Annotated in this window: 22 protein-coding genes; 7 read left to right on the plus strand and 15 right to left on the minus strand. The window is 52.0% G+C overall.

Annotation, left to right across the window (positions count from 1 at the left end; all coding sequences use genetic code 11):
* Positions 1–6 precede the first annotated feature (6 nt).
* Positions 7–264 (plus strand): TIGR03643 family protein, encoded by a 258-nt coding sequence (locus ACK4FF_RS11660; RefSeq protein WP_409709242.1) that lies wholly within the window; start codon positions 7–9, stop codon positions 262–264.
* 75 nt (positions 265–339) lie between these two features.
* Here ACK4FF_RS11660 and ACK4FF_RS11665 read toward each other — a convergent pair whose 3' ends face one another.
* Both ACK4FF_RS11665 and ACK4FF_RS11670 read right to left on the minus strand, forming a co-directional pair.
* A complete protein-coding gene (locus tag ACK4FF_RS11665; RefSeq protein ID WP_409709245.1) occupies positions 340–2,052 on the minus strand; it encodes a hypothetical protein in 1,713 nt (570 codons plus the stop codon).
* Positions 2,045–2,863 carry a hypothetical protein gene (locus ACK4FF_RS11670; RefSeq protein ID WP_409709248.1) on the minus strand — a complete coding sequence of 273 codons (819 nt, stop codon included), beginning with the start codon at positions 2,861–2,863 and terminating at the stop codon, positions 2,045–2,047. Before ACK4FF_RS11670 ends, ACK4FF_RS11665 begins: the two co-directional genes overlap by 8 nt.
* A gap of 59 nt (positions 2,864–2,922) precedes the next feature.
* Between ACK4FF_RS11670 and ACK4FF_RS11675 the strand changes: the two genes are divergently transcribed.
* Positions 2,923–4,365, plus strand: coding sequence for a hypothetical protein (locus ACK4FF_RS11675; RefSeq protein ID WP_409709251.1), 1,443 nt, complete (start codon positions 2,923–2,925; stop codon positions 4,363–4,365).
* Between the two features lie 469 nt (positions 4,366–4,834).
* On the opposite strand, the gene ACK4FF_RS11680 is transcribed toward ACK4FF_RS11675, so the two are convergent.
* The 4 genes from ACK4FF_RS11680 to ACK4FF_RS11695 are packed head-to-tail and all read right to left on the minus strand — an operon-like array spanning position 4,835 to position 10,750.
* Entirely contained in the window at positions 4,835–7,003 is a 2,169-nt protein-coding gene (locus tag ACK4FF_RS11680) for a TniQ family protein (protein ID WP_409709253.1), read from the minus strand.
* A 13-nt stretch (positions 7,004–7,016) separates the two neighbouring features.
* Positions 7,017–7,961 (minus strand): TniB family NTP-binding protein, encoded by a 945-nt coding sequence (locus ACK4FF_RS11685; RefSeq protein ID WP_409709256.1) that lies wholly within the window; start codon positions 7,959–7,961, stop codon positions 7,017–7,019.
* The gene (locus ACK4FF_RS11690) at positions 7,954–10,086 is read right to left on the minus strand and encodes a hypothetical protein (protein WP_409709259.1); all 2,133 of its coding nucleotides are present in this window, start codon (positions 10,084–10,086) and stop codon (positions 7,954–7,956) included. The genes ACK4FF_RS11685 and ACK4FF_RS11690 overlap by 8 nt, the downstream gene beginning before the upstream one ends.
* 1 nt (position 10,087) lies before the next feature.
* Positions 10,088–10,750: a Tn7 transposase TnsA N-terminal domain-containing protein gene (locus tag ACK4FF_RS11695; protein WP_409709262.1), complete on the minus strand. Its 663-nt coding sequence runs from the start codon at positions 10,748–10,750 to the stop codon at positions 10,088–10,090.
* Positions 10,751–10,967: 217 nt separating this feature from the next.
* Here ACK4FF_RS11695 and ACK4FF_RS11700 point away from each other — a divergent pair, with 217 nt between their 5' ends.
* The gene (locus ACK4FF_RS11700; protein WP_409709265.1) at positions 10,968–11,186 is read left to right on the plus strand and encodes a hypothetical protein; all 219 of its coding nucleotides are present in this window, start codon (positions 10,968–10,970) and stop codon (positions 11,184–11,186) included.
* Between the two features lie 34 nt (positions 11,187–11,220).
* Here ACK4FF_RS11700 and ACK4FF_RS11705 read toward each other — a convergent pair whose 3' ends face one another.
* Positions 11,221–11,610, minus strand: coding sequence for a hypothetical protein (locus ACK4FF_RS11705; protein ID WP_409709268.1), 390 nt, complete (start codon positions 11,608–11,610; stop codon positions 11,221–11,223).
* Between the two features lie 572 nt (positions 11,611–12,182).
* Here ACK4FF_RS11705 and ACK4FF_RS11710 point away from each other — a divergent pair.
* The 3 genes from ACK4FF_RS11710 (at position 12,183) to ACK4FF_RS11720 (ending at position 13,267) form a co-directional block, all read left to right on the plus strand.
* On the plus strand, positions 12,183–12,428 hold the full coding sequence (locus tag ACK4FF_RS11710) for an AbrB/MazE/SpoVT family DNA-binding domain-containing protein (RefSeq protein WP_409709271.1): 246 nt from the start codon (positions 12,183–12,185) through the stop codon (positions 12,426–12,428).
* Between the two features lie 246 nt (positions 12,429–12,674).
* The gene (locus ACK4FF_RS11715; protein ID WP_409709274.1) at positions 12,675–12,926 is read left to right on the plus strand and encodes a hypothetical protein; all 252 of its coding nucleotides are present in this window, start codon (positions 12,675–12,677) and stop codon (positions 12,924–12,926) included.
* Between the two features lie 2 nt (positions 12,927–12,928).
* Entirely contained in the window at positions 12,929–13,267 is a 339-nt protein-coding gene (locus ACK4FF_RS11720) for a hypothetical protein (protein ID WP_409709278.1), read from the plus strand.
* Positions 13,268–13,425: 158 nt separating this feature from the next.
* Here ACK4FF_RS11720 and ACK4FF_RS11725 read toward each other — a convergent pair whose 3' ends face one another.
* From ACK4FF_RS11725 to ACK4FF_RS11760, 8 genes are all read right to left on the minus strand, one after another.
* The gene (locus tag ACK4FF_RS11725) at positions 13,426–13,800 is read right to left on the minus strand and encodes a hypothetical protein (protein ID WP_409709281.1); all 375 of its coding nucleotides are present in this window, start codon (positions 13,798–13,800) and stop codon (positions 13,426–13,428) included.
* Between the two features lie 62 nt (positions 13,801–13,862).
* Complete coding sequence (locus tag ACK4FF_RS11730) at positions 13,863–16,106, minus strand: heavy metal translocating P-type ATPase (RefSeq protein WP_409709284.1); 2,244 nt, start codon at positions 16,104–16,106, stop codon at positions 13,863–13,865.
* Positions 16,107–16,368: 262 nt separating this feature from the next.
* Complete coding sequence (gene fliE / locus ACK4FF_RS11735) at positions 16,369–16,698, minus strand: flagellar hook-basal body complex protein FliE (RefSeq protein ID WP_409709286.1); 330 nt, start codon at positions 16,696–16,698, stop codon at positions 16,369–16,371.
* Between the two features lie 33 nt (positions 16,699–16,731).
* On the minus strand, positions 16,732–18,354 hold the full coding sequence (locus ACK4FF_RS11740) for a phosphoethanolamine transferase (RefSeq protein WP_409709289.1): 1,623 nt from the start codon (positions 18,352–18,354) through the stop codon (positions 16,732–16,734).
* 5 nt (positions 18,355–18,359) lie between these two features.
* Entirely contained in the window at positions 18,360–21,521 is a 3,162-nt protein-coding gene (locus ACK4FF_RS11745) for an efflux RND transporter permease subunit (RefSeq protein WP_409709292.1), read from the minus strand.
* Between the two features lie 14 nt (positions 21,522–21,535).
* Positions 21,536–22,759 (minus strand): efflux RND transporter periplasmic adaptor subunit, encoded by a 1,224-nt coding sequence (locus ACK4FF_RS11750; RefSeq protein ID WP_409709295.1) that lies wholly within the window; start codon positions 22,757–22,759, stop codon positions 21,536–21,538.
* A 9-nt stretch (positions 22,760–22,768) separates the two neighbouring features.
* Positions 22,769–24,070, minus strand: coding sequence for a TolC family protein (locus ACK4FF_RS11755; protein WP_409709298.1), 1,302 nt, complete (start codon positions 24,068–24,070; stop codon positions 22,769–22,771).
* 84 nt (positions 24,071–24,154) lie between these two features.
* Positions 24,155–24,511, minus strand: coding sequence for a hypothetical protein (locus ACK4FF_RS11760; RefSeq protein ID WP_409709301.1), 357 nt, complete (start codon positions 24,509–24,511; stop codon positions 24,155–24,157).
* 180 nt (positions 24,512–24,691) lie between these two features.
* Between ACK4FF_RS11760 and cadR the strand changes: the two genes are divergently transcribed.
* Complete coding sequence (gene cadR / locus ACK4FF_RS11765; RefSeq protein WP_409709304.1) at positions 24,692–25,120, plus strand: Cd(II)/Pb(II)-responsive transcriptional regulator; 429 nt, start codon at positions 24,692–24,694, stop codon at positions 25,118–25,120.
* Positions 25,121–25,137: the final 17 nt, after the last annotated feature.

The raw sequence follows: 25,137 nt of genomic DNA on the forward strand, positions 1-25,137 counted from the left end.
ACCACTATGCCCACTAAGCTCACCGACGAAGACATCTCGCGCATCATCGAAATGGCGTGGGAAGACCGCACCCCTTTCGAAGCCATCGAACAGCAGTTCGGCTTGAATGAATCGGCCGTCATCGAACTGATGCGCAGCCAAATGAAAGCCTCGAGCTTTCGCATGTGGCGCAAGCGCATGTCCGGACGCACCACCAAGCATGTAAAACTGCGCAGTGGCGAAGTTAACCGGCATCATTGCCCAACGCAGTACAAACCCCGTTAGCCCCGAATCAAGCCGCAGTGGGCACGAGCAGAACCTGATCACCCAACTTCAAATACTGACTTGCTTCGGACGAAATTAAGCGGCTTGTTTCAACCTCTCAGCAAAGGACAGCCTATTGGACGAACTCGTTCCCGATGCATCCGCCCCCGATACACCAGACCTAGGATTTACGGGTCTTGCCGAGCTGCTGCCAGCCGGGGTGGGCTCGATTTCGACTTTCCGCTCGGAATTCCCGACCCCTTCCTCTGTGAAGTGTCTTGCCCAAGCAATCTGCAGGGCGGTGAGGTCGAAGCCGCAATTGGTCAGGAGGATTTTCGAACTATGAACGATCGACATCAAACACTGAGTACACGGATGCTTAGTAGACAGCATCTTCAGTTTATCGACATGCGAGCCATCATCAACTTGGGAAACGGTGCTTACCGCCGCACTTGACGATGCACCCGCGGAACTGCTGCCAGAGTGCTTCGTCTGGCGTTGCCTACGACCAAGTGCCGTTAACAGGGCAAACGTGGACTGTTCAGAACATGCCCGGCTAAAGATTACTGGAGAGTAACCATGCCGGTGAGACCTGTTGGTCTCTAATATGGCGTTACCGTGTGGCAGGAATATCGGTACAATGTTGTTGTCATGCTGGTGCTTGTAGTAAATGTAAAGCGCATCCTGAAACCCAGGCTGAACAAACAATGGACGGGTGTCTTTGGGGTCCTTCAAGATATCAGTGACTCTTATCAGCTCCTCCTCAACTTCCGTTCTGAAGCTGTCCATCTTTGTTGTGTGAATAGTGAACGGCACCCCGGTGTCCATATCACGCAGTAGTGCGCCATTTATGACGACACCCGATTCGCTGCCGTCGACTCGAAAGAAACGTCTGAGATTTAAGCCACCACCAATCAAGTGACCACGGATTACGCCAGTCCCGAGAGTTTCTGTCGAACCGGAGTTTCGCTCACTGACCGTCGAGGTTTTTTCGTCATAGTCCAAGGACGGGATTGTGAATACATGACATGCCTCTCTGCCTCCCGCCCCGCCATCTAGAGTTCGAAAACGCTTTGAAAAGCTGACACCCGATAGCGAGATCAGCAATCGACTGTTACACAACTGATTCCTATTGAGAATCTTTGCGATCAAAGACCCATCAACGGCCGTAATCAGCACGTTGCTGTCGTTTCCCTCTTTTGTGGGGTGTGTCAGCAGATTCAGACGGGATTGATCGCTTTTAGAGATCAACTTGAGCAGGCTCTCGATATTGCCTTTGTACAAATCCGCTGTATCCGAAGTCGGTGAAAAGAAGACACATCGTGTCAATTCAATCTGATTGGAGTCAGGATTCAAAGGGCCTCGGTAAACACCGATGTGTTCGGGGCAAATCTTCAGCGTATCAACAAGAATCTCTTGATTCACGGGTTGCGCGATTAGCTTCCCCTCGTTGACCAACTGGTTCCATGCTTTTCTAGAGGCCAAGTAATCGGCATTTGCTGTGGATTTTGTTGATGCAGGAGACAGCTTTCCGCGTTGAAACGTCTCATGAGCATTGAGGCTGACCGTCGTGTACGTGCCTTTGGGTAAGCGTCTGCCTGTGACTTCGGGCTGACCACCTTTGCCAGCTGCTTTGTATGACACCCCACCCCTATTCACAGGGCGAGACAAAGCCACCATGGCAGTTTGGGCCCGGCGGGCCTGGGCACCGCTTTCTGCTGCGCTCTGGCATGTTGACACGTGTTGTTCCGCATTGGCCTGTTGGGGCGGAAGTTGAGCCAGATCTGAATTGATTGGTTGGTTATTCATTGCTTAAGTTCGTTTGGTGGTTTTGGGCGAGAAAACATCCAAGTGCAGATAAAAACTGTGCCTTGGCATCTTCTGTAACTCCCACAGCATGCAAATGGTCAAGTGCAGAAAATGGGTCATCCATCATCATCGGCTCCCCCAAGAGCATCTGTTTGTTGTTATGGCGCTTGATGTTGAGAATCTGGGCCCGCTGATCAGGTGAGTTACAGTCAAGATCGACCAACGAGGGGTACGTTCGATCAGGCGTGAGCATACTCAAAAGGATCAAGCCGTCTGCAATTAATGCAGCCACAAATGTTCGACCCTCGTTGCTGAGTTGACCTCTCGCGAACTCAACCAGCTCTCGCTTCAGATACACATGCGCCGGGCAATACCCCGCCTGAACAACCTCGGGTGGGTTGCTGTGCGTCATTTTTTCAATGTCGTAATACACCAGCGGGTTTTGCTGCTCAATCTCCACATCGCATCGCCATGACGCTTGTTGAATAGTCAGGCTATTCGGGCAAGTCTCTGTAATGGCCCGCTTAAGTTGCAAGTCAACATCCCGAATGAGGCCAATTATTTGCTGTGACTGATGAGGGACAGGTACTGGAGCCACTTGCACTGCGCCGCTTGACGCGACATCGCCAAATTGGTCATCTACACCGAAAGTTGAAGTACTGCCGGAGTAACTAGGGACTGGGTGCATGAGTGGTCCGCCTTCATGAATCAGCATCCGCCCCGGAAAGCATGGCGCAAATGCAACTGGCTTGAGTGGCGACAAACAGATCGAAGTTCCTGAGGCGATTATCTGAGCCAGAAAGTGAACCATTCCGTCAGTATTGCCCACTGAAGGGGTTAATTGGTTTCACCGACGCCCGGCGACTTACGATGATCACTCCATCCCCAGGCCATGTTGATTCGTCCGTTGGCTCAAACGCAACGACACCAGAAATTAACAGCGCTCCGATGATTAGCGCGTTGATTGAACCTGCCACTGATCACGCGACCTACGCCAACCCTCTGGGGCTTTTCGCACATGTGGTGTTCACTGAGTTAAATAAAGCTGCACTGTCATCGCCTGCAAGCACGGGCACCTCGCCTGCTGAACTGCCAGCCCTACCGGCCGTGCTGTGGGATCAGATTGGTCGGGACCTGAACATGGCTGCCTTGCTGAACGTGCGAAGCACTTGCAGGCACATGCGCAAGGCTATGCATGTGACCACACAACACAGCTCTTATCCTTTGGTCAATCGCATTCAATGCCCGGTGGAGGCATTGGAACAAGCTGTCTCGGCGTTCCCGACAGCAACAAAGGTCTCCATCAAAGGGCCCTGGAGCCCGGAGAAACTGCGTCCATTAAAAGAACTGCGATCCAGCTTTGAATTGGACCTCAAACTGGGCGGCATGAGTACAGAGAACACAGTCACAGAGCAGGAACCAGAATCCAATGCCTCTGATGATTTGCTCAATAGTCTCAAGAAGCTGATCTTCTCGGATCGCCTTAGTCCTTCAAAAAAAGGCACCCACAGTGAACCCATACGTTTTTCCACACGTTTGAAAATGGCGATCAATCAAATCAAAGCGGCACTGAATCGCACACTCGGTCAAGGTAAGGTGGGCCTTGGCGGAACCACTATGGATTATCGACGCGCGGAAATCGTCTCACAACTGGGCGATGAAAATATTCTCCGTCCGATCGACGAGTGGACTGAGCTAAAAAGCTTGGCCTGGCACAACAAAGCGATTCCTGACAATTTGGTGAGCATGCTTGAGTCCACCAAGCTTGATCAGCTCACCAAGCTTGAATTGGTGAATTGCGAGAACCCTAGCCAAGCGATCATTGAGTTAACCAATCGCATTGCAGAACACCGGCGCAAGAGCGCAACAAACAAGGCGGGCATCAACGAATTGATACTGAAAAACTGCTACATATCCGAGGACGCCTGCCAGTCAATTCCCACATTGCTGGGTCAGTGCAAATCACTGGATGTGAGCAATACCAACATCAGAATTTCTAACTTGCTTGGTCGTCTAGGTCGTCGGGTTGAACAAATCAAAGTCCTCACGCCGAATGACACGTGGTCATTGGCCGACTTAATGAGGGAGCCTTTATCGTCAACCACATTCAAAGGTCTGAAGCGACTCGACTTGTCCAACTGCTCTACAGACCCCTTCACTCTTGGGTTTACAGTCTCATTAGCGAGAAAAGTGCCCGCCCTGGAAACCCTGTATGTTCGCCCCATTCAGATGGAGAGCCCTGGCTTCAACCAATTCCTGAACCATTGTGCGCGTCTGTATGCACGCACACCAAACATTGTAGTACTTCAGTAAGTACACACGATGGGGCAACAAAAAACCCGGCTTGTGGCCGGGTTTTTTGATCAGGCTGAAATCAGCCGAATAACTCTGAGCGATTAACGTAAGTTTCAATTTAATCTGCGACTCAAAATCTAGTCTTTTCAATCAGTTACTCCCCCACCCTCCCCTTAAAGAATGCGACTAAATGTCAATTTTTGTCGAATTCCACCCCAAAGAAACACTTAATTTGAGACTGAAAATCAGCTTAATTTGAGACTGAAAAACGGACTTCGTTGCTCCAGACAGCGGAATTCTTCGTAAAGCACATCCCGGCAGAGCAAGGACCAGCCTAGTTCGTGAGTCAGTGCGAATGAAATCGGGATTATTTTTCGGAGATCTGGACAGCAGATTCCAGGAGAATGGTGGTTTGCTGTTTCAGCTAAAATTGAGACTGATTGTCAATCGATTTAACATTGTGTTCAGCTTATTTTGAGACCGAAAATCAGCTTATTTTGAGACTGCGTGATTCGACCTCGTCCGTCAGGCCTGCCTTTAGCTGAGAGCCTGGGGCTTTCACTGCATGAATCGCGATGTCTCGTCTGCGGATCAAGTTGAAACACGTGGCGGTGATGGTTTCACTGGACGAGACCTTTGATATTCGATCGGTATTGATGAGGTTTTGGAAATGTCGGAATGGTGCACCAGTTAGCTTGGTGGCGGTTTCGGTTCCCACGTAGAGCTGACAGTCTTGTTCAGCACGAAGAAAGTCCTCTGCCGGCAACCAGGACTGCTTACCGACCTTCATGATTTGCACGAAATTACTGTAGACAAATCGCTTGTAGAACTCCGTTTTTGAAATCCCAAGTTTCTCAGGGACTTTGGAGATAGGGATAGCGGAATCGATGAGTTGCCTGAAAGCCTCGACACTTGTCCGCAGGTAGTAGCGATGATTGTCACTCTCCCGACCGTCTGGAACTCCGACTTTTAGATACCCTTGAGAAACTGCTGAGCTAAGCTCAAGCGGACAAAAATCCAATATGGCAGAAACCTCCTTTGAAGCCATCCATGTCTCGCTGTCGTACAACACGGTTCCCTCTTTCTTACGCCCAGCGTTGCTTTTATATTCCTTTTTTTCAATGAGGGCGCGGACATCCAGACCTTCAAGGTCAGACCGTTTATACAAAGGAACTAGCGCTCCATCCACCTTGGGGCCAGAAATGGGCTCAATGCCCACGCTTGATAGCACAGCACTGATGATCGTTCTACCCATCTGAGTTTGCTGAGCAATCTCGCTGGAGAAACAATACTGCTTACAAAACGATTCCACAGTCTCGGGCGTGAACCCTGCCCCTGCTTTCGAGTTCTCACGCGGATCTGGCGAAACGATACCCGCTTTAACCACTCTGCGAATGGCATCGGGATATGTGTTGGCAGCCTTGGCGAAGTCATTGATATTCAGTAGACCATCGGGCTTTGACCTTGGGTTCTTTACGATTGGCTTGATCCAAAGACCAGCGCACCCGTTGGACCAGTCATGCAGGTTAAGCGTCGCTTTTCCCTGCGAAACAAGCAATGTATTGTTAAGAACGCTGGCCCCAAAGCGATCCCATTTTTCCATGGGGGAAGTGACTGACTGGATCATTGACCCATTAAGCAGACTGAAAAACTTGATGACTGAAGCAGTAGCGACCTGGCGAAGTCCGTTCAGCTTCTGCGCATCATTCAAAAAGCCATGCTCGACAAGCTTTCTTCGAGTCTGGGAAGAAATGTTTAAGGCAAACTCCACCTCATGTACCCTGAGATGCTGCTTACCCGGAGACGGATTCGAGCCCCCCGATCCACTTCTACGGACGACGCCTGGAAACAGCGCAGCGAGCTTGTTCTTGATGTCCTCGGAATCGGATCCACAGGAGAGAAACAGCGGAGCCAGAATTAGGCGATGAGGAACAATACCAGGGGGATACAAAGGTGCGAGCAGTTCGAGAAGCCCGGCGGCTTGCCCCTGGCTGAGCTTAACCGCGACATCCAGCAATACGCCTGACTGAAAGACTTCCTTAGAGTAGAAACTACGAAGTGCGCGCAAAAAGCTCATACAACGATTGAAAGACTCTTTATCACCTGAGCGCACCCAGTCCATGACCAGATTCTCGCTCGGTCTACTAACCGGAACTTCTTCTAGGGCTTTGAACTGAAAATCACAGTGTAGACAACGATCGATGCTTCCATGGCTCCATTGAATGCTTCTCTTACAGCCCCCACAAACGTCGTGTAACTTGACCCGATGAATGGGGCATGATGAGAAAAAGCCAAAGTCAGCACTCTGATGGACGATCCCGTGACCAATGCAGCATGGGCAGATCCTCACCCGGCTGGGGATAAAAAAATCCCAGGGAACCTCACAACCGTTCCAAATCACAGGACTCTCATCGGTGAAGCCTGCAGCCTGGCCGTAAAACCATTTCTCAAGATCTACCTGCATAGAGCCCTCTAGCTGCGAAGCAAAATGCTTTACTTCATTAAGCCCGCCGAACAAAAATCCGCGCGAGTTACGCGAGTTCTCCTCACGAACACCCAATGCCAACCGGACACTGGGGTAGAAATTCCCGCTTGCATATCGTGACAGCAGACTTTTGGGACTCTCTTCTACTTGGGGTATGGGTTTGACCAGCATCTTGTTGCTCCTTTCAACGGCGGGCGTAACAGCGATCAGCAATCATGGTGAGACATATCTTTCGGTCTTCTCTGAAGCCGTTCCTTGAAATCGATGTTGGGAATCTCATTCTGTCGGCAGCAATCGAGAACTTTTCTGTGTTGAGGATGTGGTCTCCGTCAAATGCATTTTTTAGGGCCTGCTCGTAAAGCTTTTTGATTGCATTGATAGAGCCGCCAGTGGTGGCATATAAAGAGGTGAGAAATCCCTCATTCATTCGTGGTTCGATTTGCACATAAAGATGCCTAGACTGAGCAATCGCTTGCTCTAGTGTCTTCACTACAATGCAAAACTCGGACTTCGGATCAAGATCAAATTCGAAGGGGGTCATCCGCTCAACCCAGGGAAATCTTTTTCGGACTTGAGCCTCCGCGAGGAAAATTTCTTCACATTCAGGCAAACCAAAACCGACAATCATCACCCCCGATGACGAGATCAAGTCACGGATGTATCCTCGGGCCAACCCGATCTTGTGGGGTGTTTTACTGCCAGCGATGTTGTTTAATTCGTCATAAAAAATGGCTTGTGTACCTGCCTTTTTTAATGCGACTTTGATGCGCTGTTCCGCAGCATGTTTATTTCGATCACCGACTCCCATAGATGCAAATAGCTCTTGCGCCATGGTGCTTGGCGTTGCATTGGTGGGTATGGAACTATTAAAGAAGGGTATCTTGGACACAATATCCAGTCCTTCCTTAACCTCGTACCGCTTCGGAAGAGTGTTCGTCAAATGCGTAAACAGGGTGGACTTCCCCTCCCCGGACTCCGCCAATACGAGGACACTCTGAGGCTCAGGGGCTTGATTGATCTTGTTGAACTCAATCACCTCAAGAATGGTGTCGTATGCACGCTTAAAGGATGAATGGGCAATGACTAGACCAGAGAAATTGGCCAAGGCGTTCTTTTCAGATTCAGTCATGTTTTTTCCTTATGAAGACCGATGAACTAAAAAGAGGTCCATCGTCTAAAGATTCAACAATGGAGTCACCCAATGCGGGAGTAGGAGCCAGGATCGGCTCGGGAACGGTTGTTGTGGAAATAGTGTCCGGCCTAGAGGAGGCCTCAATGACTTGGGCAGGCGGGCTTGTGCCGATCTCAAGGCTTGGTTCAGAGGCAGAATCTACGGAGATCGACGACACAGCAAAAGTTGTTGTGGACGGCTCTACGAGCTCCCGCTTTGGCCTTGCTGCGACCTTTATAATCCCTCGCATAGACGCCTCCGGCTTATCGATGTTGGGTTGGATTTCTAAGATCGACTGCTGCGCAGCTCTTTTGCGCTTACCCCTGTCTTTGTTGTATTTTGTGGCCTGCGTAAGCCCTTCCTGAATTTGTATAAGAGCCCGAGATAGTCGACGTGAATCCTGGAGAGACGAGCCCTTGGCGTTTGCTCGATCCTGCTCTTGAACCCACCTCCACTGACGAAGGGACCAACCGTGATAAATTTCTGGCTCAATGCAACGCACTGGCTGCGGTAAGTGCGGATTGGCGGGATCCAACACATACGCTATTCCAATACTGTCTGGATTAATCATCAGCTTCACCTTCCGCTTTGTCCGGCTCCTGGATACCTTCTCCTGTATTGTCGGAAGTCCCGGACTTGTCCACTCGATGTTGAATGCCCGCACGCGGCCATGATTGATGGTCACTTCCTTGGGGATGAAAAAGTGGTGTTCCGTCTCGCTCGCAGCCAACGTCCGTGGTTGGTTGACGTTGGTCAGCTCTCGCCACTTATCCAATGGCGCCATATTGAGACTGGAGTGTTCAGTGAGGTGGTAGACCTCATGAACGTACCTCCGAAAATAAAGGCGCAAATCTTCGATTCTTAACCGAGCCTCATCCTGTGAAGCATAGTCACCCCGCTGTGCTGGGTTGGACTTGGTAGTACCACGAAGATTGTGAAAAAAGCCATCGTTAAACGTCTTAAAAAGTCGCTCAACATGTGGCTTCTGATTTGGGCTTTTGGGCGAACAATACACAGGCGTGATACCCAACAAATCACATGAAACCGTGAGCGCTTGATTGACAAACTCGCACCCGTTATCCACGTACAATTTGTGAGGAATGGCTTTGGTTTCGCAAAAATCATCGTGTGTCATTGCATCCCTGAGCGCAGCCATCGACTTTGCAGCAGACACATTGTTTAAGGAAAGATCCCACCCAAGAACGCAGCGGGATGCCGTATCCATGACAAGTGTGAGGCGTGGGCGCAATGTAACTCCGTGCATCTCATCCCACACGAGAACATCAACAATCTGGCTGTCCATCTCCACGCGTTCACCGATACAGTCCCCTACATAGATCTTTCCGCCGTGCTGGTTACGTTTCATGGCAGCGTACTTGCCATGCCGTCTCTCGATCTTGTACATCACGTCCAGGCGATCAATTCGAGCGCGGACAGTGTTCAGTGATGGAGGGCGAAGGTAGTTTTCTTCACCAAGGATTTCGCTGTACTCGCGAACCTTTGCCTGGATGAGTTTGTGGACATATCTTTCGCAAGGTCGCTCAGGCTTCAACAAGACGTCTTCAACCACCATCTCGATGATTTTCTCGACCGATTTATCCAGGCGATCCTCACGCTTTTTGATAAACACATGCCGATCAAGAAGCGCTCGATTGGTCCGGTCGCCGCTTAGATAACTGTTGCGCCAACGGACGATCGTGGCGTAGCTCGGAGGCTTATTGTCCCCGAATGCTTGCGCCGCTTTCTCGATCACCTCTTTGAAATGAATACGTGACAAGTTGCCGTTGGTCTCAGCCATCACGGCATCAAGGTAAAAGCGGCGTTTGTCAAACCGCTTCTTCTGCGGTTCGCTTAAGTTATGTACAGCAGGAATATGAGCCGGCATTGCCACATCGCTCATTAGCGTCAACTCACCCGAACGCAAAAGCTCCGCAAATTTCTTTGGTGACGGGTTGAGTTTTTTTCGTATGGTCCTGGCTTCTAGTCGAATGTGGTCTTCTGAACTATGGACGACCAGGTACTGCTCACCTCGCATCCGATAGATTGAATTTACCTTGGGTAGGGGGGTGGTTTCGAATGACATATCAACCCTCCAGCTCCAGAACCGAATTCGTTGTAAATGGCGTGGAAAAAATATCAGACCAGTTTTGATAGGCGTAGGCCGCACAGGCCTTGTAGGAAGGCGCCTCTGCCAAACCCATCAATTGCCGAACGCTGCCCCTCCCATAGTTCAACATCGAGAGCCCTGTGATAACGCTTAGGATCTCTCCGCCTGTGATCCCCTTAAAACAGGGGTACAAGTGACGCAGATTTCGGTGCAACTCATCCCCCCGAATGTCTGTATCTGTCACGACCTGGAAGTCATATCCGAGACGCTGCAGTTCAGAATGGCAAACCCTGTATTTGTCCAACAATTGCGGAGACTCATCCCACCCACTCGGCTTGATCTCTGTGACAACCCGTCTTTGGTCCTTGGCGAGGTGCAAGAAGTCCGGAACATAGGTCCTCCTTCGCCCAGCTTGCAGAATGTCCACCACCATGGGCTGAGGTACGTACTGAAGAACATCGCTCGACCACTCAAGGAAATGGGCATAGTCCAATTCAATGGAACTCTCCAGATTCCATACGCGTTTGCACTTTGCGGAGGGAAACGAAGATCTCTGCATTCCCAAGCGCGTGCGCTTCAATGCCCGTACCGGTTCCGGCAACTTGAATTCACCCCACACCTCTAAAGAACGCTCTTTCACAACCCACCCCTACATAAGATTTGCTAATCCCAGAACCCTGGGCCTTCAATCCAAATTAGCGCGTCTTCCTACTTGACCTTTGATCTACCCCATTCAAACCCCTTCTTTAAAACTGCATAGACTTATTAATAAATAAATGGTATAAATATTTATCCAAAAAAATTTTTGCCCCATGTCTAGCGCAAAACCGCCGCCCCCTGAAGACCCGCAATCCTTGATGAAAGCGGTTCGCGTGAGCTACATCATCACTGAAGCTGAAAACGGCTACATAGAGCACCACGCAACTCGGGCACGGAAGTTCGCGGGCGACGATTTCAACAACTCTCAACTGATCCGCGTAGGCATCCACTTACTTTCCAACCTCACGGATGGGGAGTTGGTGAAAGCTTTCAAGAACATCGTCAAACTGCCTAAAGGTCGGCCACGATCGAGGTGATCAGTGCCACCCCCTCAAGCAGGGTCGCGCTTCTCTAACCAGGTTCGCCAATAAACTTTTCGTACACACCGCGGAAGGTCTCCATCGAGGCCTTGCAGTCCGCCTCCATGGCTTCGATTCCCCGCATCATGGCCAAGGCTCTCAGTTGGTCTGAACCAATCACCTTCCCTTGCGCCATCTGATTGATGTGGTTTTGTATCCAATCGAGCGTTCGTTGTTGCTTCGCAGTTAACCCCATCTGGAATTTCTCCAGTTCGACGGATGGATTCTCATCGACTACTGGACTCAACTTTTTGGCGAGCAATCGCTCAAAGCCATCCCTCAGGTTTTCAGTTGGATTCTGATATCCAAACCGATAGCTATTCCAAAAGAAAAACATGGGTGGATTATTTTTAGCAACGAAGAAGTGCAGGAGATTAACCAAACTTCGGAGAGTTTGTCTAGTGTTTTTTTGATGAACGAAACGCCCTGAAAACCGCGCCCAGCCTAGCTTTTCTAGATTTCTATTTTTATATTTTTCTAGCTTTATATATTTGTATTTTTATATATTTTAAGAATTCTTATTTTCTTGCCAAGGCGAATGGAAAATAGACTTTTCCAACAAGACCTGATTTAACAGGAAGCCTCAATCTCTCCGAAACTATTAAGCGCATTTGGACATACGGCGTGTAGCTACCATTGTTCAAATTTGATAACATTGGGACGCTACGCCACTTGGGATCGCGGGAAACTGCCCCTTGGGTAAATCGAAAAGTAGTTGGAAAAAGCCCACTTCGGTGGGCTTTTTTTATGATTCTGCCGCCACATCGAATCTCCTGATCGACCACAATCGATCATCACTCTGGAGACGTGTAATGAACCGGCGTAATCTGCACAGTTCAGGCCGCTAATTAGTTCTGCTCAGCGGGTGTTCTCATATATTGACCCCACCAAGATCATCCTGCCGAGTAAAACATTAAGTTATATTAAAGAAGGATATTCTGTGAGGAGGTTAATATGCTTCAAACTCTACGCAAAGCGGGCGGCTCGCTCGTAATGACCGTTCCGAAGGCGTTCATAGAACAGAATGGTCTCAGCGAGGGTTCTCAGGTAGAACTCCAACTTCAAGGTAGGAGAATGACAGTTGAAGCCCCTACTAGGCGACGCTACAAGTTAGTCGACCTGATGAATGAAATGCCCGAAGGGCTACAAAAAGTAGAGGGCTGGGATGAAATGCTCTCCGTAGGATTGGAGAGCGGCTGATGGCGTTCTTGCCCATCCGAGATCAAATTGCAAGCAGCGCAGCGCATATGGCACGTCTCTCCGCTTCAGGTAGAGGATGTGCCAATATGAAATGAACCAGTGAGATTCTGCTCCGGTGATAATGTTGGAGAAGTCACTGGCGAGCAAAGGGTTGACGGACGACGTCAAGCGCTGGACAGCCAAACCAACCCTCCAAACTTCAACCACTCTTTCACTTCAGTCGTAGTCGTACCGGTTCTATCGGGCATGGCTGGTAAAGAGGCGACCCACCTGCGACTGGATGGCAAAAAGCAGATCAAACAAGCACTGGCCAACGGGATGCTCATCGGCGTGCAAGCACGTGCACTGCATCCATCCCAAGACACCGCAAAAACGCCATATGCACTCGCGGTCACCCTGGAGATGGCTCAGTCACAAAAAACCAACCTGTACCTGGACGTAAGCACAGAAGTTCGCTCACGCACCAGCGTACGTGCAACAACAAGGGCGAAAGGTTAATCATGAGCAAATTCGATGATGCAGACTCTCTCGGCAGCCTGCCAAGAGCCAAGATCGGCGACTATCTCCTTGCTATTGGTGACGTCACTGAAGCTGGCCATTTCCAGCCGGGTGCGGTGGAAGTGCAAGGAATTTTCGGGAAAAAGCCCTATGAGCATATCGGCTGCATCTTGGGCTACATCCCTGAAGTAACAGACAAGGCCACATCCAGCAGTGCGATCCAGGGGACAAGCAAGATCGCCGGCGACAAGAGCTTGATCGGCAAACGAATCAAGATCTCCCTAGATAAGTTCTACGTACACCCTTCCTCCGTAATCAGATCCCCCCACCACTGTTCTTGATTCGCATCGAGAGGGATAGCCTTCGCTAACTCACCCATGTGTTTCTGAACAAATGCGTACTCGACGGTCTTTTCCCACCAATTCGCGAAACGCTTCGGCTGCCTCATCACTAGCTCCTAAACGCAGAGGGCCCGGCAAAGCTGGGCCCTCGCGGACATTCACTTAATCGTAAAGCGGACTTGGGCGTTGCCCTTGGGACCCTTGAGAATTGCGCCGATTTTCGAGCCACTCTTCACTGTCGCAGGCCCTTGGGCAATCAGATCGTTGTCCTTGCCAGGCTGGAGCGGAATTTCCACCTTCTCAGCGTTATTCATCACGATCAAGGTCCCGCTCATACCAGCGGTCGGAGTCTTCTTGCCATCGTGGTCACTGACATAGATAGTGACAATGCCATTCTTGTGAGTCAGTTCATATTGAACCTCCTTCACTTCCTGGACGATACCGCCGTACTTGGGCTCTGCCAGCCCATGGGCGTGTACCAACGCAGGGGAAGTAACTAGGCCAAGTACAAGCAGAAGTTCTGCGAGCTTCATCTCCATACACCTTTCATCTACAGGCATTTCAAGGGCAATGCCATTCAGCCCATCTACATCGATCAGGCTTGCTTAGCAGGCTCCGACTTGACCCGCAGCAGACGCAGCCCATTCACAACCACAATGAGGCTGGCGCCCATATCTGCAAAGACCGCCATCCACATGGTTGCGTCGCCAAACAGTGCCCAGAAGAAGAACACCGCCTTAATGCCCAGCGCGATCGTGATGTTCTGCCACAGTACGAAATGGGTTTTCTTGGAGAGGCGTACTGCTTCGGGGATGCGTCTGAGGTCATCATTCATCACCACCAGGTCAGCAGCCTCCATCGCGGTATCGGTGCCGGCTGCGCCCATCGCAACGCCGATGTCGGCCTGTGCCAATGCCGGTGCATCGTTGATGCCGTCACCGGTCATAGCGACCGCGCCGTACTGGACCTGCATTTCCTTGATGGCCTGAAGCTTGTCTTCAGGCAACAGGCTTCCGCGTGCCTCCTTGATGCCGGCCTGTGAAGCAATGGCTGTTGCGGTTGCCTGGTTGTCTCCAGTCAACATGATCGAGACGATGCCTAAGCGATCAAGGTCAGCGATGGCTTCCTGTGAGGTTTCTTTGATGGTGTCAGCGACGGCAAATATGCCCATCACACCTTCATCACTGGCTAGCAAGGTGACAGTTCTGCCTGCTTTCTCATGTTCCTCAAGTACGGCCTCAACTGCCTTAGAGCATTGGTTTCTTTCTTCAATCAGGCGGTGATTTCCAAGGACATAGCTTTTCCCATCAACGTCTGCTTGCACGCCACGGCCGGCCAGCGCTTGAAGGTTTTTTGCTTGTAATTCAGTCGCTGCTAGACCATTCGCAATGGCCTTGGAGACTGGATGATCAGAGGCATGAGCCAGAGCCGCAGCAATTGCCCACACTTCGTTCTCACGCCAATTACTCCAAGCCTCATACCCGACCAAGCGAGGCTTACCCTCAGTAATCGTTCCGGTTTTGTCTAAGGCAATAGCCTTAAGCTTGCGTGCCTCTTCGAGATAGACCCCACCCTTGATCAACATCCCACGGCGAGCAGCCGCGGCCAGACCACTAACAACCGTCACTGGCGTTGAAATGACCAACGCGCAGGGGCAAGCGATGACTAAGAGAACAAGGGCCTTATATATCGCTTGCATCCATGTCCAGCCCAACAAGAATGGCGTAAGCACGGCCACAGCGAGAGCCAATACGAAAATTGCCGGGGTATAGGCAGCGGCAAATTTATCGACAAAGCGTTGCGTCGGCGCCTGGGTGGCCTGAGCCTCTTCAACTGCATGAATGATGCGGGCCAGCGTGGTATTGCTTGCCAATGCAGTAATACGGAACTCCAACGTGCCGGACTCATTGATCGTCCCTGCAAAGACTGGGTCGCCTTCTTTCTTATCAACAGGAATACTTTCACCTGTAACAGGTGCCTGATTGATTGCGCTGGTTCCAGCGGTAACCACACCATCCAAGGCCAGGCGTTCGCCAGGGCGTACCCGTACAATTGCTTCGAGCGGGATTTCAGTAGCAGGCATGCGCAGCCAAGCACCATCGGGCTGTTTGACATCAGCATCATCCGGCGTCAGGGCAAGTAGGCTCTTGATGGCATTCCGAGCACGATCGACCGACTTCGCTTCAATTAGCTCGGCAATGGCATACAAAGTCATGACCATGGCGGCTTCAGGCCATTGGCCGATAAAGAACGCACCTGTTACGGCAACGCTCATCAATGCGTTCATGTTCAGCCGGCCACGAATCAGCGCAGCAAAACCCTTCTTGTAAACACTGAAGCCAGCCATGAAAATGGCAGCAGCGGCCAGACTCATGCCCAGAACCTTCATGATCTGCGAGGCTTCTGGTACGAAGAACTCAATGCTCTCGGCCCCAATAGCTAGCATCAAACCCAGGACCGGTCGGACGAATCCGCTGTCGATCCCATGATCGTCCTCGCCGGAGTCCTTGAGCGTGGCATCTGCAAGCGGCTGGATCTCAAATCCGGCCTTGCTGATTGCGGCAACTGCTTGCGCTTGAACCGCCTCTTCACCGCCAATCTCCAGTGTTCGAGCGCCCAGGGCAAAGCGCAGGCCACGTACCCCTTCAACCTTGGATAGCGCATTGCGGATTTCACTTTCCTCCGCTGCACAGTCCATTGATGGAATTCGGTAGAGCACGTTGCCGGGCGCGGCCGTTTGTTTAGTACTCGCGAGTTCGCTCACGTGAGCCCCGCAGTTCGAACCACATTCAGTCTTTGTCGAGTTAGGTTGTGTCATAACAGCCTCCTTGAATCTCATTAAAAACCCTGCACGAACTACAGAGTCAACAACGCCAATAATCAAGATTACCTACGGGGTTTCCGCCGCGTTTTAGCCTTTCTGCGTTTCATCTGCCTCTTCTTTTTATGGGCGCGATATTCACCAACACATACCGCAACCAAAATACATGCCCATACAGCAAAAAGAATCGAGATCGAATCCACCACGGCTTGTGGCATGTGTGAAAGATGCTCTGAATGCCTAAAATTATTTGACATCGATTAATGTCTCAGGGGCCCCTTCACACTGGCATGTTCATGATGGTTGTGTAGGCAGCGCGCAGTTTTTCCTTGCTCTTAACCATCTGCAGGAACGCAATATCGGCCTTCTGAGACGTGATCAACATGTCCTGCAGCGTGATGTTGCTATCCCCAGTGATGTACTGATTCACCTTCTCGTGGGCTTGGTCCTGAGCTGCGCTGACGTTTTCAATGGCTTTGTGCAGAGCATCTACAAAGGAAACCGTAGTTCCGTCTTCACCGTTGGATTTGCTGACACCACCCGTCGCTGCAACTCGTCCAGCGTTGAGTTCCGAAATCAATGAATCCAATTTGCTGATATCGAGTGACATATCAGACCTCCACAAGAAATGCGACATGAGGTGTCATAGCTGCGCCACCGTGCAGCCTCGGCCCAGATCCAGACGCTTGATGTAGCTTTCACTGCGAACATCAAAGACGCCCATTAGCGTGTGAACAATGTTGTCGTGGCTAGCGGGGACGGTTGATCGATCGCCCAGACACGTCGGGCTCAGATCGTGTGACCTCATGAGTGGTTCTGACAGCCACATCACCAAAGGCACGCGCGTCTGCTCCTTTGGTGCCAAGGCATACGGCAATCCATGCAAGTACAGATTTCCTTCGCCGAGCGACTCGCCATGGTCTGAGACGTAAAGCATCCCAGTCTCATGGCTCACAATGCCCTTGAGCTCAGAAACCACCTGACTTAAAACGAAGTCCGTGTACAGAATTCCGTTGTCGTAGGTATTAACCAGACTTTGGTATTCACAACGGGATAGGTCCGTCGTGTCGCACGTTGGTGTGAACTGCCTGTAGCTGTCCGGATAGCGTTGGTAGTAAGCCGGACCATGCGTACCGAGCATGTGCAATACGATCAACACGTCGCCCTTGGCAGTATCAATTTCCTTCTTCAGGTCCTTGAGTAACACCGCGTCGTAGCAACGAGGGTTGGGGCAAACCTCTGAATCCTTGGTGTTCGAGAAATCAGTAAACGGCAAGCCGCTACAGGTACCCTTGCAGCCAGACTGGTTATCTCGCCAGTTCACTTCCACACCAACACGATTCAAGACATGGAGGATAGATTCACTGTCGCGGATCTTCTCTTTGTCATACTGGCGCCGCCCATACAACGACAACATGCAAGGCAAAGAGGTCGCGGTATCTGTGCCGCAACTCGCCACGTCTTGGAAGTTCACGACGCTCAACCCGGCTAGTTTCGGGGTCGTTTGCCGCTCGTAGCCGCTTAAACCCCAGTTCCGTGCGCGGACGGTCTCACCGACTACCAAAACAAATGCTTTGGGTTTTTGGTGAGCGGCATGAATAAACCTGACAGCGTCGGTGGCCATCTTGGTTTTCTGCCTATCGCTATCCGAACTTTGATTCCCCGCGCCTTGTCTCAGTGTCGAGACAACTACATTCGAAGGGGTAACAAGATAGCGAGTCTCGCGATGCTCTCGCATCATCGGCACTAGGCTATCCATGGCTGGCCAAAGTCCAATGCCAATCAAGGCAATCGCAGCAATTACACCAACGGTCCGCGCTTTAAGTGCATCCATCAAAGGACCACGGCGAATCTCTACCTTCCAGACAAGGAACGCGGGGATCAAGCCGTAGATGACGAAATAAAGCCCCAGGTGCCAATCAAATAGTTCGCTCGCTTCACGCCAATCGGTCTCCAGAACATTCTGGACCATGGCTCTATCGATATAGATCCCATAGACCGTCATGTAGAAGACCGCTGGCGCCGTAACAAATGCCAGCAATATCAGGACAGGCTTTGCCGTCCACCGATTAACGATCAGCAGTAGTAACAGCCATTGGAATCCAGTCACCAGGATCGCAGTGAAGGTCACCAGCGCTACCAGATCAAAGAGAGGTAGCGGCCGATGAGAGACCAACGCTGTCAGGAACGCGCCATTGCAGGCGACGGTGAAGAAGACACTGGCAATCAATGCCAGTGTCTCCGTTCGAATCGAAAAGTTGCGCATTTCGATTAGACCGTCGTGGTTTCCGACTTCTCGGGCTGAGACTCCTGCTTTCGGTACGCCAGCTGGTAAAGCATTGGCAACACCAGCAACGTGAGTGCCGTCGAGGAGAGTATCCCGCCGATCACTACCGTGGCCAACGGGCGTTGCACTTCAGCACCAGTACCGGTTGCAATCGCCATGGGGATAAAGCCCAGGGAAGCGACCAACGCCGTCATCAGCACCGGGCGAAGGCGAGTCAACGCACCCTCATGAATCGCCTCCATCAACGGTTTTCCTTCCTCTCGCAGGTGTTTGATGAAGGAAATCATCACCAGACCGTTCAGAACCGCCACACCTGACAAAGCGATGAAGCCAATACCCGCTGAAATGGATAAAGGAATGCCACGGAGCCATAGCGCCACGATGCCGCCAGTCAATGCAAACGGAATGCCGGTGAACACCAGCAAACCATCCTTAGCGTTGTTGAACATCACGAACAGCAGCGTAAAGACTAGGAACAATGCGACCGGCACGACGATCTGTAGGCGCTTCGAAGCGGATTGCAGGTTCTCGAACTGGCCACCCCAGACGGTCCAGTAGCCGGAAGGAACCTTCACCTCCTTGCTAATGGCCTGTTCGGCCTCCTCGACGAACGATCCTAGATCACGACCACGTACGTTGGCGCTGACCACAACGCGGCGCTTACCGTCTTCGCGACTGACCTGATTCGGACCCGGCGTCACTTCCAGTGTCGCTACCTCACCCAAGGGGATGTAGCTGGCAGTTGTGCTGTTGGCGGCTTTCGGCAAAGGAATCGGCAGTTGCTTCACGGATTCGATGCTGTTCCGGATGTCTTCCGGCAAACGAACCACGATGTCGAAGCGGCGGTCACCCTGGAAAACAATCCCGGACTCACGGCCACCCACCGCCACACTGATCGCTTCCTGGACATCACCGACGTTCAGGCCATAGCGGGCGGTCTTCTCCCGATCAATACCGACATTCAATACCGGTAAGCCGGTTGTCTGCTCGACCTTGACCTCGGAAGCCCCTTGGACTTTGCCCAATACGACCGAGATCTTATTGGCCGTGTCATTGAGCACATCCATGTCGTCACCGAAGACTTTTACAGCGACGTCACTACGAACACCTGAGATCAGCTCATTGAAACGAAGCTGGATCGGCTGAGAGAACTCGTAGTTGTTACCAGCAAGCTTGTTGGTGACCTTCTGAACTTCTGCCAACAGTTCGTCTCGAGTCTTCTTTGGCTTCGGCCATTGATCTTCAGGCTTCAGCATGATGTAGCCGTCCGAGATATTCGGTGGCATCGGATCGGACGCAATCTCTGCAGTACCGGTACGGGCAAACACCCGATCGATTTCAGGGAACTTGGCCTTCAGCGTGTTTTCGATCTCCTTCTGCATTTCCAGCGACTGCGTCAGGCTGGTGCTTGGAATACGCAGCGCCTGGATAGCGAAGTCGCCTTCATTCAGGCTAGGAACGAATTCACTCCCCATCCGAGCTGCCATCAAACCGGTCAGGAAAATCATGGCGGCGGTAAAGACAGCAACCACCGGCTTGTTATCCATCACCCAGTCAAGGATCGGCTCGTACTTTTTCTTGGCATAAGTAACGAGACGGTTTTCCTTTTCGGCGACCGGCCCGTTGATGAACAGGGCAACCGCAGCCGGAATGAAGGTTATCGACAGGATCATGGCGCCGACGAGGGCCAACACGACGGTGTAGGCCATCGGATGGAACATCTTGCCTTCGACACCCGTCAGGGCAAAGATCGGGAGGTACACGATCATAATGATGAGCTGACCGAAAATCAGCGGACGCCGTGCTTCCTGTGCGGCAGCAAAGACTTCGGTGAAGCGTTCACTTTGAGTCAGGAGGCGTCCCTTCTCACCCTGGGCATGCGCCAAACGACGGATACAGTTCTCGACAATCACAACTGCGCCGTCGATGATGATCCCGAAGTCCAGCGCACCAAGGCTCATAAGGTTGGCACTGACCTTATTGCTGACCATCCCGGTAAAGGTGAACAGCATGGCCAGGGGAATCACCATCGCTGTAATGACGGCTGCGCGGATGTTGCCCAAGAAGAGTAACAAGATCGCGATCACCAGGATGGCGCCTTCGATCAGATTCTTCTTAACCGTATTGATGGCCTTATCGACCAGAACGGTACGGTCATAGACCGGGATTGCAACGATACCTTCAGGCAGGGTCTTGTTGATGGCCTTTAGGCGCTCAGCAGCAGCGGCAGCGACAGTCCGGCTGTTCTCGCCAATCAGCATGAACACCGTTCCCAGAACGACCTCACGGCCATTCTCGGTAGCAGCGCCCGTACGGAGCTCTCGACCAATCCCAACGTCACCGATATCGCGAATGCGGATCGGCACACCGGAGACATTGCTGACGATGACGTTCTTGATGTCATCGATGGTCTTGACCTGGCCAGGAGCACGAACCAAGTACTGTTCGCCGTTCTTCTCGATATAGCCGGCACCGACGTTGGCATTGTTACGTTCCAACGCATTCACCACATCCTGCAAGCCAAGCCCATAAGAAGACAGGCGAGCCGGATTGGGGGCAATCAAGTATTCCTTGGAAAAGCCGCCGATAGAATTGATTTCGGTAACGCCAGGCACAGTCCGCAGTTGTGGCTTGATGATCCAGTCCTGAATCTCACGCAGATCCGTCGGGGTGTACTCGGTACCGTCAGGCTTCTTGGCGCCTTCCTTCGCTTCGACTGTCCAGAGGTAGATTTCACCAAGGCCAGTAGAGATGGGGCCCAGCTCAGGAGAAACCCCGGCTGGCAGCTTCTCCTTGGCAGACTGGATACGCTCATTCACCAGTTGGCGTGCGAAGTAGATATCGGTGCCGTCTTCAAAGATCACCGTGACTTGCGACAGGCCGTAACGAGAAATGGAGCGAACCTGTTGCAGGTGCGGCAGGCCCGCCATCGCCGTTTCAATCGGGAAAGTTGCGCGCTGTTCGGTTTCGAGCGGCGAGTAACCCGAAGCACGGGTATTGATCTGCACCTGGACATTTGTGATATCCGGTACCGCGTCGATCGGCAGTTTTTGGTAGCTGAAGACGCCCAGAACAGCCATAGCCAGGACGCCAAGCAACACCAACCAGCGATGCTCGATCGCGAAGTTGAGTATGCGTTCAAACATGCTCGTCTCCTCGATTAGTGGCTGTGCTCGGCAGAAGCTTTGCCGAGTTCAGACTTGAGGACGAAACTGCCCTTGGCGGCATATTCCGCGCCAGCCTGCAGCCCCTTGATGATCTCGACGTTCTTGCCATCAGTGCGGCCGATTTCGACCGGCACGACGTTGAAGCCAAGATCGCTGCGAACGAATACGGCAGTCTTGTTCTCCACGGTCTGGATTGCATCGGCACTCACAACAACCGGGGCATCGACTTCGCCGGAGGCAATTTCAACATTGACGAACAAGCCCGGACGCCAAGCAGTCTCTGGGTTGGGCAGCGTCACACGTGCAGTTGCCGTACGGGTTTGCTCTCCCAGCAGAGAACCTACGTAGGAGATTTTTCCCTTCGCCTGAGAGTCGAACGAAGCGGCCTTAACCGTGACCGTGGTACCCACCTTGACCGTGTTCAGGTCTTTTGCCGACACAACGATTTCGGCCCAAACGGTGGAGAGGTCGGATAGCGTCAGCACATTGGTGCTGGCCTGAACCGCTTCCCCAAGCGAGAGATGGCGTTCAACGATCATGCCGGCAAAAGGAGCCTTGAGCTCGAAGCGGTTGAGACCGCTCTTGGCTTGGCTGCCGGCACCAAGGGCACGCAGCTTTTCGCCCGCATTCTGCGCAGCAATCTCAGCCTCTTGAAGCGCTTGCCTTGCTTGCAAATAGTCTTGCTCAGCCGAGATCTTGTCTTCCCAAAGCTTCTTCTCACGCTCATACGTGGTCTTGGCCAGAGCCAAGCGCTTCTGGGTTGCCAATGCTTCGCTGCGCAGTTCGGAGATACCGGTACTGGCAAGAACCGCCAATACCTGATCTTTCTTAACGAGCTGGCCTAGTTCAGCAGTCACTGATTCGACAATGCCATCGATACGCGGAACGATGTGCGAAGTACGATCCTGGTTGAACTTGATTTCACCAGGCAGGGTCAGCGTCGTGACAATCTTGGCAGGGCCTGCAGTTGCGAACTCGATGCCCGCAGACTTGATCTGCTCTTCGGTCAGCATCACCGAATCGACTTCCTCTTCCTTCTTCTGCTCGCCGCCGGCTTTTTCGCCCTTGCCTTCCGATTCGCTATGTTCGTGTGCGCCGCCACCATGTTCGTCTCCCCCTTCGGAAGACGGCTTTCCGGTAGTAACAAAGACCAATATGGCCAAGACGAGGGTGACTGCAACGATGCCGATGATGGCGGTTTTTTGATTCTTCTTCATGATCGTTCCTTATTCCTTGCCAACAGGCGAAGTGAAAAGAGAGGCGCCTTGCGGGCCGAGGATGGCTTCAACTTCTGCAACGGTGCGCTGGACATCGCCAAGCGCCCGGACGTACTGGCCGCGGGCAAGAAACAGGGTTCTTTGCGCATCGAGCACATCTAGGAAGTTGAATTTGCCAAGCTCGAAACCACGGGTAGTGGCATCAAGGGCGCTTTGCGCGCCAGGAAGAATTTCTTTCTGAATATCCGAGACTTCCTGCAACGCTGCAGTCAGTCGCTGATGGGCTTGCGCCAAGTCAGATTGAAGTCGGACATCGGTTGCCGTTTGTTCATCCCGTGCCTTCATGACGCGAGCCTTGGCTTCCTGGATGTTGCCTTGGTTGCGGTCAAAGATCGGGATGGCAACAGCCAGGCCAACGACATTCACGCTTTCGAGCGTTGCTGCACTACGCTGCACACCACCACGTACGATCAAGTCAGGCCATCGCTTGGATTCTTCGACACGAAGCATGGCTTCACGTCTGCTAACTTCCTGCCTAGCGCGTAAATATTCCGGTGCGGTTTGAAGGCGGTCACCAAGGTTCGTGAGGGTCGGCAGCTTAGGGACCATCTCCAGCTGACCAGCAGCCTCGGTGAATCGCGGCACTGGGTTACCCCAGAGAGCAGCTAGGCGCTTGCGAGAATTGCCAAGGTCGGCCGTCGCTTGATTCAGCTCAATCCGGGCACCCGATGCCGCTACCCGGGCTCGTGTTTCCTCTACCGGTGAAACCTTGCCGGCCATGACGCGACGGCTCGCAACATCGAGGCCGCGGTTGGCTAGCTCCATTGAGCTTTGAGCCAGACGCAGGCGCTCTTGTGAAGAGAGCACATCGTAGAAACCCTGGATGACTGCGGCGCGGACTCCCGCGAAGCGCATATCAAGTTCAGCGCTTGCGACATCACGAGCGCGTTCAGCGCTTTCGATTCTGGCACCGCGCTTGCCACCCAGTTCAAGGGGTTGCCCCAACCAGTAGGTGGTCTGCCGGGTCTGAGAGCGCGTATCCTCGACATCGACGGAAATTTCCGGGTTACGGAAAACTGCAGCCTGCACGCGTGTCGCGGCAATAGCTTCAAGTTCGCGGCGAGCGATCGCTAGATCGGGATTGGCCTCGATGGCCAGACTCATCGCTTGATTCAGCGTGAGCGTAGCTGCAGGCTCGTTTTGTGTGGCCAAAGTGGCCGCTTCGCTGGCCGACTTATACGGCGTCTGGGCGAAGGCTGGATTGAGTAGTAGCAGTGCCGCCAATCCAAGCGGCAGGACGAATCGTCCCATCGAATTCTCCAGTAAAACGGAATGAACTCGGCGAGACTGAAAACAGGGCTAAGTGATTAAGCGCCCTGGGATCAGTTTCGCCACCTAGACGGTGGCGATCCAATTAGGACGTTCAGGTCGATCGAAGATCGTTTGAGGATTAAGAAATGAGGCTGTCGCATTTTGGACAGCGCCATTCATAACAGCACTCACCGACATTCCGTCGGTGGTAACCCCTTGGAATGCAGCATGGGAGTGGAAGCTGCAATCAAGATCCAGCTTAAGCTGGGTCTTCGTATCCGACGAATCGGAATCCGTAGGAGCAGTATGAACATGGTCATGATGACCAAAGTGCTGCGCAGCCTTGCCAGACTCATGCTCACAATAGGCGCCAGCCATCGCCCAGGATATCTGGAATGGCAACACGCAGATCATGAAAACGAGAATAAGGCGGCGCAACATGAGGACTATTGTACAGGCAACTCGATTGTTATGTAAAATCTGATTAATGGCCAGTTAGCTAGCTAAGGCTTCGTAATAAGGACTGCTACTGGATCGCTTTTATGACCAAGCCATGCAACCTATTAAAAACCCTGTAGTGGGTACAGAGTCAACTATTCTTAGGAAAATTGAGGAACTCCTATGAAAATCGGCGAACTGGCCAAAGCCACCGATACCCAGGTTGAAACGATTCGCTACTACGAACGTGAAGGACTTTTACCTGAGCCGTCCCGTACCGATGCCAACTATCGCATCTACGGAAAATCTCATGTCGAGCGCTTAATTTTTGTCCGTCATTGCAGAAGCCTCGATATGACGCTGGACGAAATCAAAAAGTTGCTTCGCTTTAAAGATAATCCTCAAGACAACTGTGACGGCGTGAACACATTGCTCGATGAGCACATCAGCCACGTAGAAGAACGTGTCAAAGAACTACTTCGTTTAGAGAAACAGCTGAAAGATTTGCGCGGCTTGTGTCACAGCACTCAGCACACAGAGCAATGCGAAATATTAAAAGAGCTATCGCAACCAGCAGAAGAAGGGCTTGGCGTGAATCGGCATGGGATCTAGATGTTCGAGAAATTGAT

This window comes from Limnobacter sp. (assembly GCF_046297615.1).
Taxonomy (GTDB): domain Bacteria; phylum Pseudomonadota; class Gammaproteobacteria; order Burkholderiales; family Burkholderiaceae_B; genus Limnobacter.

What these genes read in the sequence shown, in the direction of transcription:
- ACK4FF_RS11670 (WP_409709248.1), bottom strand. Translation starts at nt 2,863, where the DNA reads ATGGTTCACTTTCTGGCTCAGATAATCGCCTCAGGAACTTCGATCTGT.
- ACK4FF_RS11730 (WP_409709284.1), bottom strand. Translation starts at nt 16,106, where the DNA reads ATGAGATTCAAGGAGGCTGTTATGACACAACCTAACTCGACAAAGACT.
- ACK4FF_RS11700 (WP_409709265.1), top strand. Translation starts at nt 10,968, where the DNA reads ATGAAAGCGGTTCGCGTGAGCTACATCATCACTGAAGCTGAAAACGGC.
- ACK4FF_RS11665 (WP_409709245.1), bottom strand. Translation starts at nt 2,052, where the DNA reads ATGAATAACCAACCAATCAATTCAGATCTGGCTCAACTTCCGCCCCAA.
- ACK4FF_RS11660 (WP_409709242.1), top strand. Translation starts at nt 7, where the DNA reads ATGCCCACTAAGCTCACCGACGAAGACATCTCGCGCATCATCGAAATG.
- ACK4FF_RS11750 (WP_409709295.1), bottom strand. Translation starts at nt 22,759, where the DNA reads ATGAAGAAGAATCAAAAAACCGCCATCATCGGCATCGTTGCAGTCACC.
- ACK4FF_RS11715 (WP_409709274.1), top strand. Translation starts at nt 12,675, where the DNA reads ATGGCTGGTAAAGAGGCGACCCACCTGCGACTGGATGGCAAAAAGCAG.
- ACK4FF_RS11720 (WP_409709278.1), top strand. Translation starts at nt 12,929, where the DNA reads ATGAGCAAATTCGATGATGCAGACTCTCTCGGCAGCCTGCCAAGAGCC.
- cadR (WP_409709304.1), top strand. Translation starts at nt 24,692, where the DNA reads ATGAAAATCGGCGAACTGGCCAAAGCCACCGATACCCAGGTTGAAACG.
- ACK4FF_RS11740 (WP_409709289.1), bottom strand. Translation starts at nt 18,354, where the DNA reads ATGCGCAACTTTTCGATTCGAACGGAGACACTGGCATTGATTGCCAGT.
- ACK4FF_RS11745 (WP_409709292.1), bottom strand. Translation starts at nt 21,521, where the DNA reads ATGTTTGAACGCATACTCAACTTCGCGATCGAGCATCGCTGGTTGGTG.
- ACK4FF_RS11685 (WP_409709256.1), bottom strand. Translation starts at nt 7,961, where the DNA reads ATGACTGAATCTGAAAAGAACGCCTTGGCCAATTTCTCTGGTCTAGTC.
- ACK4FF_RS11680 (WP_409709253.1), bottom strand. Translation starts at nt 7,003, where the DNA reads ATGCTGGTCAAACCCATACCCCAAGTAGAAGAGAGTCCCAAAAGTCTG.
- ACK4FF_RS11675 (WP_409709251.1), top strand. Translation starts at nt 2,923, where the DNA reads ATGATCACTCCATCCCCAGGCCATGTTGATTCGTCCGTTGGCTCAAAC.
- ACK4FF_RS11760 (WP_409709301.1), bottom strand. Translation starts at nt 24,511, where the DNA reads ATGTTGCGCCGCCTTATTCTCGTTTTCATGATCTGCGTGTTGCCATTC.
- fliE (WP_409709286.1), bottom strand. Translation starts at nt 16,698, where the DNA reads ATGTCACTCGATATCAGCAAATTGGATTCATTGATTTCGGAACTCAAC.
- ACK4FF_RS11755 (WP_409709298.1), bottom strand. Translation starts at nt 24,070, where the DNA reads ATGGGACGATTCGTCCTGCCGCTTGGATTGGCGGCACTGCTACTACTC.
- ACK4FF_RS11710 (WP_409709271.1), top strand. Translation starts at nt 12,183, where the DNA reads ATGCTTCAAACTCTACGCAAAGCGGGCGGCTCGCTCGTAATGACCGTT.
- ACK4FF_RS11690 (WP_409709259.1), bottom strand. Translation starts at nt 10,086, where the DNA reads ATGTCATTCGAAACCACCCCCCTACCCAAGGTAAATTCAATCTATCGG.
- ACK4FF_RS11725 (WP_409709281.1), bottom strand. Translation starts at nt 13,800, where the DNA reads ATGAAGCTCGCAGAACTTCTGCTTGTACTTGGCCTAGTTACTTCCCCT.